The following is a 12,977-nucleotide window of genomic DNA, read 5'->3' as shown; positions in this document are numbered from 1 at the left end:
ATGTTTTCCATTGCTCATAAAAAAATTAGACCTATTGTTTCTCTATCTATCGATCAATCTGAAAAGGAATGGAATATAGATGTTGAAAATATAAAAGAATCTTTTCTATTTTTAAAAAGAGGGGAGAAATTATTTGCATACGTTCATGTGAAGGATCTGCTATCAAATAGTAAGGGATTAACTGCTAAGGTATTGCTTTCAAATGCTGTTTCACTAGATACAATATGTCATCTTAGTAAAGATATTTCTTTAACAGCTCTTTTTCAAATTATTGGAGCGCCGATTGCGATAGTAAAAAATGAAATAGATGAGCTAACAGGATATATAAGAAGAGAGGATGTTTTTGCAGAACTATTTAAACAAGAAAATCAGAGTGTTGATATATTGAAAATTATTTTAACGTCTATTCCAATGGGGATTTTTGTAGTAGATCGTGAAAAGAAAATTGTAAATTGCAATGAGTCTGGTTTGAAGATGATTAAATCGACTCCTGAAAAAGTTATGAATGTACCAGCAGAACTGATTTTTAACGAAAAGCACATTAATAACGTATTTACAACGGGAAAAACGATCTTGAATCAATTACAAATCACAAATGAGATGGGTGTATTAGTTGACTATAGTCCGATTCCAAACTTTGATCAAAGTATTGAAGGAATGGTTATTATTGTGCAAGATTTGCCGATGGTCGAGGACATGGCGATGGAAATTGAATATATAAAGGATTTAAATGAAGATTTACATGCAATCTTGTCTAGTATATATGATGAAATATTAGTTGTTAATCATAAAGGGGAATTAATTCGTTATAGTGAAACTGTTATCAATGATTTTTGGGGGAGTAATTTGAAAGACCTTTTAGGAAAAAATCTTTTAGACTTAGAAAAGAAAGGATTATTTAGTCCATCTGTTACGCGATTAGTGTTGGAAAAACAAAAAAAGGTATCAGTTGTACAAGAAACAAAAAGCGGAAGAAAAATATTAGCAGTTGGAAACCCTGTATTTAATGAAAACGGAGAGCTTCATCGTATTATTATTGCATCAAGGGATATTACCGAAGCGACGAGATTGAAGACGGAATTACATGAAATAAAGAAGATATCAGAGCGATATAAGAAGGAGTTAGATGACTTTAAAAATAAAGATCGTTTTCTTAAGAAGCTTATTTACTGTAGTCCAAAAATGGAGCAAATTATTAACCAAGCTAAAAAAATAGCAGATTTTTCTTCCAATGTTCTTATTTCTGGAGAATCTGGCGTCGGAAAAGAAGTAATTGCTCAGGCAATTCATCAACTTGGAAACCGATCTTCAAAGCCATTTTTAAAATTAAATTGTGGTGCAATTCCAGAAACTTTGTTAGAAAGTGAACTATTTGGTTATACGAAAGGTGCTTTTACAGGAGCCGATAAAAATGGAAAAGAAGGATATTTTAAGCGGGCTGATCAAGGTATTTTATTTTTAGATGAAATTGGAGAAATGCCTTTACATTTGCAAGTGAAATTGCTAAGAGTCCTACAGGAACAAGAAGTAATTCCTATTGGAAGTACAATACCTACGAAAATAAATGTACAAATTATTGCTGCTACAAATAAGAGTCTTGAAAAGATGGTAGAATCTGGAACGTTCCGTGAAGATTTATTTTATCGCCTAAATGTAATTCCGTTGCGAGTTCCTCCTCTACGAGAGCGAATGGAAGATGTTCCGGTACTTGCCTTTCATTTCTTACAACAGTTAAATGAAAAATATAATAAAAATTATCATTTAACTCCAGATGCGCTTAGCTTACTAGAGTTTTACTCATGGCCAGGAAATGTGCGTGAATTACAAAATATGATTGAACGTTTAGTCGTATCAGCAGACGATCCAGTAATTGAAGCGGAGTTTGTTAGTAAGTTTTTAACACCTGGTTATGACTTTAAAAAATCAAAACCAGTTATTACAAGAGTATTGCCATTACAAGAAGCACTACATTCTGTAGAAGAACAATTGATTTTACTTGCAATGAAGCAGTATAAAACAACGACTAAGGCTGCAAAAGCTCTTGGAATCAGCCAATCTTCAGTGAGTCGTAAATATCAAAAAATTGTTAGTGAAAAAGAGATAGCGGCTGATATCATCTCTTATTCCTAAAAAAGGAGAAGGTCACATAGACTTCTCCTTTTTGTGTGCGCCCAGCATGTACATATTCTCTAGAGTTCAAGTCTGGGGGCATGAAGGCGGTAGCGGAAATGATTAACGTTCCGTTTTATGCAAAATGGAATAGTGTATGCGAAAATGCATAAATTGTTTGTTGTTTTTAAGAAAATAGTCAGTTTATCCCGCTATTTGCGAGCAGTAAAACTCCCACCTCAAAATTCAAGTGGAGCAAAGAAGTTAGGTGGGAGCCCTGCGGCCTGTAAACGCCCGATTGGTGAGGGCTAATAATCAGTGGGGGATGAACAAAACCCCCACTGATCAAAGTTTCACTTTATGTATGATTCCTTTGAATTTTAAATATTGGCATGAAATTTGCTTATAAATATATAAACGATCGATAAAGGAGGATTCAATATAGTGCTAGATTTAAAAATGTATGTAAACGGTGAATGGATAGAGTCTAGTAATCAAGAGAAAAGAACGATTATTAACCCTGCGAATGGCAAGGGTATAGCATATGCACCTGAGGGAACGATTGAGGATGCAAAATACGCGATAGAAGTGGCAAGAGCGGCTTTCGATAGCGGAATTTGGTCAGAGACATCCACTGCTGAAAGGGCATCGTATTTATTTAAAATAGCAGATGAAATTGATAAAAATATGGAAGAATTAGTGTACCTTGAAACAATGGATAATGGAAAAACGTACCGTGAGGCAGAAGGAGATATTGGAGATGCAGCGGCTTGTTTTCGCTATTATGCCGGATTGATTACAAAGCCAGATGGTCAAACATATCATGTAGCCGATCCGATGCAAGCGATGGTTGTAAGAGAGCCAGTTGGTGTTTGTGGATTAATTGTTCCATGGAATTATCCGCTATTGATGAGTGTATGGAAAATTGCACCTGCTTTAGCAGCTGGAAATACAATTGTGTTTAAACCTTCTGAAGTGACACCAATCACTGCAACAAAGCTATTCGAAATCCTTGAAAAAGTCGGGCTACCAAAAGGTGTTGCCAATATGGTAATGGGGGCCGGTCCAATAGTAGGAAATGAAATTGCAGCGAGTAATAAAGTGGATATGATTTCCTTTACAGGTGGAACAAAAACAGGTAAGCACATTATGAGAACAGCGGCAGATAATATGAAAAAGATTTCGTTAGAACTTGGAGGGAAATCTCCAAATATTATTTTTGCAGATGCAGATTTTGAGACCGCTATTGATTATGCTCTATTCGGTATTTATGCAGGTAGCGGACAAGTATGTTCAGCTGGATCAAGAATCCTTGTAGAAGAAAAGATTTATGATAAATTTGTTAATAGTTTTGTAGAGCGAGCACAGCAAATTAACGTTGGACCTGGTGATAATCCAGAATCGGAAATGGGGCCACTTGTAAGTCAAGAACATATGGAAAAAGTATTACGTTATATTGAAATTGGGAAAGACGAAGGTGCAAACGTTGCTTGCGGAGGTAGACGAATAATGGAGGATGGAAAAGGTGAGGGTTTCTTTATTGAACCAACAGTCTTTGTCAATGTAAAACCTGATATGCGCATTGTCCAGGAAGAAATCTTCGGTCCTGTTGTAGTAATTCAAAAGTTTAAAGACGAACAGGAAGCAATTGAGTTGGCAAACGGTACAGACTATGGCTTGGCTGGAGGTGTATTTACGGTTGATGGTGCAAAAGCAATGCGTGTGATTCGTAAACTTCGCGCAGGAATTACGTGGATTAATAGCTATCATCCAACATATAATGAGGCACCTTGGGGCGGATATAAGCAAAGTGGTATAGGTCGTAGTCTAGGAACGTTTGGTTTAGAAGAATTTCAAGAAATTAAGCAGATTAATATAAATCTAGAAGTAGAACCTATTGGTTGGTTTGCAAATAAAAAAAATGTAGGAGTGAAATAGATGGGAACGAACGTAGAAAATAAATTGAATGAGCAAGATGTAAAAGGTTCAAATGTAAATGAGTATATTACGAAAGTACTACAGTTAATTGAAAAAGAAAAGGTTACTGAAGAAGAGGCAAACTGGATTCAAAAAGAAACAGTAGACGGATTTAGAGAGCATGTAAACCCTGGTTTTCTTGCTTATAGAAAAACAGTAACAAAAGATGGACAATTTGCAGCAGTAGAATGGTCAGATGAAGGATCTTGCTTCATGGATATTAATGGTAAAAAATATATTGACTGTTTAGGTGGATTTGGAATTTATAATGTTGGTCACCGTAATCCGAAAGTGGTAAAAGCTGTGACAGATCAATTAAAACGTCAAGCATTGCACAGCCAGGATTTACTGGATCCACTTCGAGCAATGCTTGCAAAGATTTTAGCGGACATTACACCTGGTGATTTGAAATATTCCTTCTTTACAAATAGTGGAACAGAAAGCGTAGAGGCAGCATTAAAACTAGCAAAAATGTATAGTGAACGAACAACTTTCATTGCTACAACTCGTGCCTTCCATGGTAAGAGTCTTGGTTCCTTATCAGGAACGGCAAAAGGAATGTTCCGTAAGCCATTCTTACCATTGATTCCGGGTTTTCGTCACGTTCCATTTGGCGACATTGAGATGATGAGAAAAACATTTGAGACATGTGCATTAGTAGGAGAAGATGTTGCAGCAGTTATTTTAGAACCAATTCAAGGAGAGGGCGGTATTATTTTACCTCCAGAAAATTATTTGAAACAAGTACGAGAGCTTTGTGATGAGTTTGGATCACTCCTTATTTTTGATGAAGTACAAACTGGAATGGGACGTACAGGAAAAATGTTTGCTGCAGAATTATATGATGTTGTGCCGGATATTATTTGTCTTGCGAAGGCGTTTGGTGGAGGGGTAATGCCAGCGGGAGCTATTGTTGCGAAAGAAACAGTATTCAAGAGTTGGTTTGAAAATCCATTTATGCATACAACAACATTTGGAGGAAATCCTCTTGCATGTGCTGCTGCAATTGCAACAATCCATGTATTATTGGAAGAGAAATTACCGGAACGAGCTATGGAAGTTGGGGAGTATTTCTTAAATGGATTGAAACAAGCAGCAGAAGGGCACGAAGATAAAATCTTTGAAATTCGTGGACAAGGTTTAATGATTGGGATTGAATTCCATAAAGACGAGATTGGTTATGAAGTGTCAAAGGCGATGTTTGATCAAGGAATTCTTGTTGCGGGAACATTAATTAACTCAAAAACAATTCGTATTGAACCATCCCTTACAATTAGTTATGAAGAAGTAGATACAGTTATTAATACGTTTAAATCTGTGCTAACTCAAGTAAAAGTAAAATAAATTTCGTATAAGGTTATATGTGAATTCAAACGATTGAAACTATAATTAGAATAGATTTACTTATATTTTATTACAGGAAGGCAGTGTAACGAAAAGTTATACTGTCTTTTTATTACATTTTTTGTAAGTATTTACATATAATATGTTTTAGTGTACTATTTAACTAACACACTAAGACAGGAGGGGAGAAATGAAAATCGAGTTTTCTCCAAATACACCAATTTATATTCAGGTAATGGAATGCATAAAGAAAGAAATTGTAACGGATCATTTATTGCCTGGCGATAAAATTCCCTCCGTACGTGAATTAGCGAGTGAATTACAAGTAAATCCAAATACGATTCAGCGAACATTTCAAGAACTAGAACGGGATGGAGTTGTTGTAACACGTAGAGGAATGGGGCGATATGTAACGAATGAAGGGGAGAAAATTATGGAGCTACGAAAAGATATGGCGAAAGAATTACTTCATTCTTTTATAGATGGAATGGACAATTTAGGTTTTTCCGAAGAAGAAATTCTTTCCATTCTTCGTTCTTCATTAAATAAGAAAAGGGAGAAGAACGAATGACAGAGCTATTAAAAATAGAAAATCTATGGAAGCGATACGGATTGAAAGCAGTAATCCGGGAATTAAGCATAGAGATTACAGAAGGAAAAATCGTTGGGCTTGTTGGAGATAACGGGAGCGGGAAAACGACATTATTGAAAATGATTGCAGGGCTGCAGCATCCTTCAGAAGGTAGCATAGCAATTAACGGTAAAAGAATAGGGTTAGAGACGAAAGAAATCGTTTCTTTTATGTCTGATAAGCCAGTCTTTGATGATTGGATGACTGTAAAAGATGCATTATTTTTCTATCGAGATTTTTATAAAGAGTTTGATATTCAAAAAGCGGTAGATACGATTGCAGAATTTAAAATACCGTTAGAAGAAAAAATTACAGCATTATCAAAAGGTATGGTTGAAAAGCTGCAAATTATTTTAACGTTTTCTCGAAAAGCGAAGTTATATGTATTAGATGAACCACTTGGCGGGATTGATCTTGTTTCTAGAGAACATGTACTTGAGCTAATCCTTAAATTTTATCGTGAAGATTGTACGCTGCTTATATCGACTCATTTAATAAGAGAAATCGAAAATATATTTGATGAAGTAATCTTTTTGAAAGATGGAGAAATAATATTGCATGAAAATGTGGAAGAACTACGATTTCAAAAGGGTAAAGCAGTACATGAGCTGTTTAAGGAGGCCTATGGGAAATGAGTCAGCTTTTTCGGTATCTGTATAATTGTAATAAGAGAAAGATAGCCATTATTTACTTCGGATTTATTACAGTTTCATTAATTCTTTTATTTAATATGAAAGGAGTTTCAGGAGTTAGAATTTCAGGTAGGCAAGATATAATCATTATTATATTTTTTATCGTACTAAGTATAAATGGATTTGCAATTCTTCTAACAGGTATATCGTCTTTTCGAAAAATGCTAAAAAACTCTATGCTACGTTATACTTCTATTTCAGCACAAAAGTATATATGTGCAAATGTTTTATTTTGTGTACTACTCTTTATGATTTTGCTAGGAATAGGAATCATTTTTCTATACTATTTTTCTTTAAATATTTACAATGGAAAAACAGATTTAGGTGTTCAGCAAGCAATCCACAGTTTATATGATTATGGAATATTACATCATATGTTATCTATTTTCTTATGGGGACTAGATTTTATTAATATGCTAGTTTCTATTTATTTAATTATAGTAATTGTAAAACTATTCAATGTGAAATCATCGATGAACAAGATTGTTTGCGTAGTTTTATTCGTCGTTTTTATCGCATTTAATGGGGGAATAACGTATATTTTTCAGCAAATAGAAAAGTACGTGTTTGCTATAAATAATATTGGATTTATAGATCAAGATGGTTTTTTAAATACATCATTCTATTCTGGTACAGAGATTACAGTTTTAAATCTATGTTTTAATTGTTTATTAACAATTATATTACTAGTAGTTACAGGTCGTATCATCGATAAAAAACTAGAAGTCTAAAGGAGGAGTCAGCATTGGGAAACGTAGTAGTGAAATTAGAAAATGTTCGAAAAAAGATTGGTAAGACAGAAATTATTCGTGGCTTATCATTTGAGGTTCAAGAAGGAGAAGTATACGGGTTCTTGGGACCGAACGGTAGTGGTAAGACGATGACAATTCGTATGATGACAGGTCTTATTTCGATGACAGAAGGTGATATTACAATTTGTGGCCATAGTATTCGCACAGAGCGTGAAAAGGCGCTAGAGCAAATTGGAGCGATTGTAGAAAATCCCGAGCTATATGATTATATGACAGGAATGCAAAACTTAAAGCAGTTTGCAAACATGGCAATTACCCCAATTAGTAAAGAGCGTATCGCTGAAATTATAAAGCTTGTTGATTTAGAGCATGCGATTCATAAAAAGGTGAAAACATATTCACTTGGAATGAAACAACGCCTAGGAATTGCACAAGCGTTACTTCATCAACCCAAAATATTAATTTTAGATGAACCGACAAATGGATTAGATCCAGCTGGTATTCGCCAAATTCGTGACTATTTACAACGATTAGCGAAGGAAGAAAATATTGCAGTCATTGTATCAAGTCATTTATTAAGTGAAATTGAATTAATGTGTGACCGCGTCGTTATTATAAAGCAAGGTGAGTTTGTGCAAGAGTATAACTTACATGAACAAGCGAAGCATGATGAAACGGTAGTTGTAGCGTTTGAAGTAGATCAAGTTCAGAAAGCAAATGAAATCATTAAAGGTAAGGAACAAGGGAATGTAATTGTGACACCTATAATGAAAGAAGAGATTCCGCAAATTGTAAAAGAGCTAGTAAATGCTGATGTACTCGTATACGGTGTTACTGTTCAGAATAAAACGTTAGAGGATGAATTCTTAGCGATTACAGGGGGAGTGAAAGCGTAATGTTTAAATTAATTCAAAATGAATTTTTGAAGTTACATGCGAAAAAAGGTATGTACATTTTAATAGGTGTAATTGCAGCATTGGAGATTTTGGGAGTTTTAGCGATGCTGAAATGGGGAGGAGGACATGAGTTTAAAGGATCATATTTAGACTTTGTAAGTTCAGAGATTGGTTTAATTACCTTATTTGCAACAATTTTTGGAATTACGATTGCTTCTCGTACAATTACTGATGAGTTTCAAAAAGGTACAATTAAGCAGTTATTAATCCGTCCAAGAAAACGAATTACAGTTTTGTTCTCTAAATATATTACAGTGTTACTTACTATATTATTTATCATATTTGCTAGCACGTTAATCGCAATGATTATTGGCGGAATTGTAATGGATGGTGGTAAAACAGAATTAACGTTAGGAATCGTAATGAAGTCTATTTTATATCAAGTACTTTCACCGTTCTTCTTTGCAACGCTTGCATTTTTCTTAGCAAACGTATTTAGAAATTCTGTATTACCATTAATTATTACGATGTTCCTATTTTTCTTACAAGGACCAATTAATATGGTACTAATGATGTTTGCAAAAGGTGTAGCGAAATTTGTGGTGTTTTTCCATTTAAATTTAAGTGTGTACGACAGCAATAAATTAGTAAGTGGCGGAGTAGAACCGCCATTTACAGAATTTACGTTTACAACTTCATTGTTACTTGTAGTTGCATACTTTGCTGTATTACTTGTAGCATCAAGTGTATTATTCCAAAAACGTGACGTATTATAAGAGAAAAAATCCCCGTTAACACGGGGATTTTTATTAATTAGCTCTTTTTTTAATCGTTTCACGTTCACAGCATTCTGTATTTTTAAGCTTCTTTTTGGTTTATAAAATGCAGCGAACACATATTTATTTAAGGATATAACTGTCACTAAGTTGAAGAATAGATCAGCTAAATCCTATACTACTTGAATTGTAGTAACTGAACTTAAAAATACCATGTCAATTATAGCAATACGTTTATCAATGAAGTCGTTTTAATAGATATGTTGTTTGAAAGAATCTGAGAAAAATAGGAAGATTTTCAACTATATTCATATTATAATTTAGTTATTCGGCCATTTGTGGGAGAAGGGCTACCCATAAAACACTGAATAAATGTCCACTTTATATCATCTCTGGAGGTGTTCAATATGCAATATGCATTTTCACGTATAAGGCTACGTAGTTTTTTTGGATGGATGATTATAGGGATGTTCCTGACGATGATTCCATTAAGTTTATCAAATGCTTCTGACAATACGATAGAGTTCCTGTCACAAATATCAATCTTTTTCGCATTTCCACTATTGTGGCTATATTTAAAAACAAGTAAAAATAATGTTGTTTTTAAAAGTTTTTTTGATAAGCCCGGACGTTTACATTGGGGGTTAATTGTATTAGCAACGATAATGGGAATGATTTTTTCAGTCGGTATATCTCAAATTCAATTTTATATTTTAGCACATACTGTACCTAATTTCTTAGTTACCATGTTAGAAGATGGAAATGTAATTAATACGAGTAACATATACATGACAATATTTACTTTCATTTCAGCATGTGTATTAGCCCCAATAATGGAAGAGGTTATTTTTAGAGGGTTTTTCTTACAACGAATGGCTTACAAATGGGGGATTAAACGTGCAGTTATTATATCCTCTCTTATTTTTGGACTAGGCCATTTTGATGTTATCGGTGCTTTCATGTTCGGTGTTATTATGTGCCTTCTATACATAAAGACAAAAAATATATGGACGAATATTGCTGTGCATGCTCTAAATAATTTGATTGCAACGAGTATGCAATTTGTAGGTGGAGATGGAAGTGACGCAATCTCGATTACTGAATTACAAGCACAAAGTAATTTATGGATCGGCATTGGTCTTGCGGTTGTCGGGTTACTTTGGTTAATCCCTTACATTTGGAAACAATGGCGTACAGTAAAAGAAGTTGGTGTGCCACCGATTCGTTTCATAAATGAAGAAAAAGTAGTGAATACGTCAGAAGAAAATGAAATATATAGCCAAGTGATAGTAACAGATAGATTGATGGCTGTAGAACTAACTGATGAAGCTGTAAATAAGCTTCGGTTAGAAGAAAATGATTATGTAACAGTTTCTGTAGAAGAAGATAAAATTGTTATAAAGAAAGCGCATAATAGATAATTAAAAAGTAGCTCCTAAAGAGCTACTTTTTAATTTGTAATAATCTCTACACGAAAATTATTACCATTTTTTACATATTTAATATCTGTAACGATCCGAACGGTTTTTAGAAGTTCAACTTTTTCACCAATTCGAGGGATGGTCGGAACATTGTCCCAAATACCAAGCAAGTCATCTAATTGTGCCGTTTTTTCATAAAACCAGATTTTCAATGTAAAGCCCCTTTCTCGAACTTTGTGTATTTTAATACATGATATATCATTTTTATTCTCAATGTAAGAGGTTTTTACTCTTTTTTGTGAATAAAGATGAATTAATCTTCTGGGAAGATATGTTCAATATCCGGAGTAAGAGCTACTTCTGATAATACGATATGAGAAACTGTCGTTGCATATGAAGAAACATCATTGATAAATTCTTCAAGTTCAACGAGTGAAGGAACAGAGATTTTTACAATGTAGCATAAGCTTCCTGTTACTCGGTAACAAAAACTTGCAGATGGGTAAGACTGAATAAACTGTTGCATACGTGTTGTATCACCATTTTTTAAAGTGATTTCTAAAATACAATCTAAAACAAGTCCTGCTTTTTTATAGTTGATATCGATTGTGTATTTTTGAATAATTCCTTCACTTTCAAGTTTACGAACACGTTCTGTAGTAGACGGAGCGGATAAGTTTACTCGTTTTGCCAATTCGCGCATCGAAAGGCGACTATCAGTATATAATTCATTTAAAATTTTTCGATCAACACGGTCTAATTGCATTTGTAAATATACCTCCAGTAAAATGATAATTTTTGTAAAGGAAAAATATAAATTAAGATTCATATGAAATGTAAAGTGAACTTTATTTATTTTACAATAAAAAAGAAGGGAATAGGAGGGGAAATGATGGAGAGAATTACATTATCAAATATAGGAGATACAAAGTTTCAAAAATTATTAGGGCATAATCCGGATATATTAAATTCGTGGAGTACGTTAGAGAATACACTGTATAGTACAGGGACCCTTTCCACAGAGTTAAAGGAGCAAGTAAGAAGAACATTAGCGTTTGGGAATGAATGTCCGTACTGTATGGCAAAGGGAAAGCCGGATGATATACAAAAGATAGAAGAAATTAGCGTAGCCGTTACTTTTGCACATGCATTTGTTCATAAGCGAAAAGCGATAGATGATAATATGTTTCATGTATTAAAACAATATTGGACTGAAAAAGAAATTGTAGAGCTTTGTGCCTATATTTGTTTTATTACTGCGTCACAGCAACTTGGTTTTCTGTTTCAATTACAGCCCAATTAACTAGGAGGATAATATGCTTAATCACGCAGCACTTATAATCATTGATGTACAGGAAGCATTTAACTTACCGTACTGGGGCACAAGGAATAACCTTTTTGCGGAAGAAAATATAAAAATTTTGTTAGAAGAATGGAGAAAAAGAGAATTACTAGTTATTCATATTCAGCATGTGAATAAAGAAAATGTGGAGTCAATGTTTCATCTAGATGCAGAAACAGTACGTTTTAAAAAAGAAGTGAGGCCATTACCAGGTGAGATTATTATTCAAAAGGTTGTTAACAGTGCGTTCATTGGAACAAATTTAGAAGAGATATTACGAGTAAAAGATTATACTTCTTTAGTAGTTGTAGGGTTAACGACAAATCATTGTGTAGAGACGACAACACGGATGTCAGGTAATTTAGGATTTACAACGTATGTAGTGAGTGACGCGACGGCTACTTTTAACCGCATCGGTCCAGGTGGCACAGAGTATAGCGCAGAGGATATTCACAATATGACGCTTGTAAACTTGCATGATGAATTTGCTACTATTGTGACGACGAAAGAAATATTAAAAACTATTTCGATAAAATAATTGCAGAATTATGTAGAAAAAAATAAGAATATTTCGTATAATCTAAGTATAATCATTTTGAAAATAGGGGTGTCATCATATGGAGCAAATTCCAGTAAAGAAAATAGAAGAAGTACTCGTTTTAGCAGGAGATGATAAACAAAAGCAAAAGGAATTTTATGAATTGCTCTTAACAACGGAGTTTTATGTTGCTGGTTCATTAGAAGCAGAGGACGGGGCAACAGAAGGCACACTTCGTTTACGTCATTTCCAAGGAGAGGGTAGATGGATTGTTCCATTCTTTACACAATTGGAATTTGTAAAAGCTGTGTTGCCAGAAGGGACCCCCCTTATTACGATACGTGGAAAAGAATTATTGGGTAGCATCGAGAAAGATGCGACAGCTGTATTAAACGTTGGAACAGATATGAGTAAAACATTTATTCCAGAAGAAATTGCAGAGATAGCATCAGGACGAATCTTTAATTATTATAAGTAAAAGGAAAAGCTTAGCGGCTTT

Annotated in this window: 14 protein-coding genes; 12 read left to right on the top strand and 2 right to left on the bottom strand. The window is 34.1% G+C overall.

Annotated features, from left to right (window positions below):
- The 9 genes from ACE38F_RS21150 to ACE38F_RS21110 all read left to right on the top strand — a co-directional run bounded on the left by ACE38F_RS21150 (position 1) and on the right by ACE38F_RS21110 (position 10,598).
- The gene (locus ACE38F_RS21150; protein WP_375369839.1) at positions 1-2,130 is read left to right on the top strand and encodes a sigma 54-interacting transcriptional regulator; all 2,130 of its coding nucleotides are present in this window, start codon (positions 1-3) and stop codon (positions 2,128-2,130) included.
- Positions 2,131-2,553: 423 nt separating this feature from the next.
- A complete protein-coding gene (locus tag ACE38F_RS21145; protein WP_215555677.1) occupies positions 2,554-4,047 on the top strand; it encodes an aldehyde dehydrogenase family protein in 1,494 nt (497 codons plus the stop codon).
- Positions 4,048-5,430 (top strand): putrescine aminotransferase, encoded by a 1,383-nt coding sequence (locus ACE38F_RS21140; RefSeq protein ID WP_215555678.1) that lies wholly within the window; start codon positions 4,048-4,050, stop codon positions 5,428-5,430.
- Positions 5,431-5,620: 190 nt separating this feature from the next.
- A complete protein-coding gene (locus ACE38F_RS21135) occupies positions 5,621-6,001 on the top strand; it encodes a GntR family transcriptional regulator (protein WP_215555679.1) in 381 nt (126 codons plus the stop codon).
- On the top strand, positions 5,998-6,696 hold the full coding sequence (locus ACE38F_RS21130; protein ID WP_215555680.1) for an ABC transporter ATP-binding protein: 699 nt from the start codon (positions 5,998-6,000) through the stop codon (positions 6,694-6,696). The genes ACE38F_RS21135 and ACE38F_RS21130 overlap by 4 nt, the downstream gene beginning before the upstream one ends.
- Positions 6,693-7,484, top strand: coding sequence for an ABC transporter permease (locus tag ACE38F_RS21125; RefSeq protein WP_193645780.1), 792 nt, complete (start codon positions 6,693-6,695; stop codon positions 7,482-7,484). The genes ACE38F_RS21130 and ACE38F_RS21125 overlap by 4 nt, the downstream gene beginning before the upstream one ends.
- Positions 7,485-7,498: 14 nt before the next feature.
- Positions 7,499-8,401, top strand: coding sequence for an ABC transporter ATP-binding protein (locus tag ACE38F_RS21120; RefSeq protein ID WP_002158711.1), 903 nt, complete (start codon positions 7,499-7,501; stop codon positions 8,399-8,401).
- Positions 8,401-9,177 (top strand): ABC transporter permease, encoded by a 777-nt coding sequence (locus ACE38F_RS21115; protein ID WP_215555681.1) that lies wholly within the window; start codon positions 8,401-8,403, stop codon positions 9,175-9,177. The genes ACE38F_RS21120 and ACE38F_RS21115 overlap by 1 nt, the downstream gene beginning before the upstream one ends.
- Positions 9,178-9,584: 407 nt before the next feature.
- Positions 9,585-10,598 carry a CPBP family glutamic-type intramembrane protease gene (locus tag ACE38F_RS21110; RefSeq protein ID WP_375369838.1) on the top strand — a complete coding sequence of 338 codons (1,014 nt, stop codon included), beginning with the start codon at positions 9,585-9,587 and terminating at the stop codon, positions 10,596-10,598.
- Positions 10,599-10,627: 29 nt separating this feature from the next.
- Here the strand turns inward: ACE38F_RS21110 and ACE38F_RS21105 are convergent, their stop codons facing one another.
- A complete protein-coding gene (locus ACE38F_RS21105) occupies positions 10,628-10,810 on the bottom strand; it encodes a DUF3913 family protein (RefSeq protein WP_000707108.1) in 183 nt (60 codons plus the stop codon).
- A 101-nt stretch (positions 10,811-10,911) separates the two neighbouring features.
- Positions 10,912-11,364, bottom strand: coding sequence for an Lrp/AsnC family transcriptional regulator (locus ACE38F_RS21100; RefSeq protein WP_375369837.1), 453 nt, complete (start codon positions 11,362-11,364; stop codon positions 10,912-10,914).
- A 123-nt stretch (positions 11,365-11,487) separates the two neighbouring features.
- Here ACE38F_RS21100 and ACE38F_RS21095 point away from each other — a divergent pair, with 123 nt between their 5' ends.
- The 3 genes from ACE38F_RS21095 to ACE38F_RS21085 all read left to right on the top strand — a co-directional run bounded on the left by ACE38F_RS21095 (position 11,488) and on the right by ACE38F_RS21085 (position 12,956).
- Complete coding sequence (locus ACE38F_RS21095) at positions 11,488-11,901, top strand: carboxymuconolactone decarboxylase family protein (RefSeq protein WP_375369836.1); 414 nt, start codon at positions 11,488-11,490, stop codon at positions 11,899-11,901.
- A gap of 13 nt (positions 11,902-11,914) precedes the next feature.
- The gene (locus tag ACE38F_RS21090; RefSeq protein WP_375369835.1) at positions 11,915-12,478 is read left to right on the top strand and encodes a cysteine hydrolase family protein; all 564 of its coding nucleotides are present in this window, start codon (positions 11,915-11,917) and stop codon (positions 12,476-12,478) included.
- A 79-nt stretch (positions 12,479-12,557) separates the two neighbouring features.
- Positions 12,558-12,956, top strand: a complete 399-nt coding sequence (locus ACE38F_RS21085; protein WP_002201223.1) for an SseB family protein — start codon at positions 12,558-12,560, stop codon at positions 12,954-12,956.
- Positions 12,957-12,977 lie beyond the last annotated feature (21 nt).

This window comes from Bacillus altaicus, assembly GCF_042136375.2.
Lineage (GTDB): Bacteria > Bacillota > Bacilli > Bacillales > Bacillaceae_G > Bacillus_A > Bacillus_A cereus_U.
This window is presented reverse-complemented; position numbering and strand designations above follow the sequence as displayed.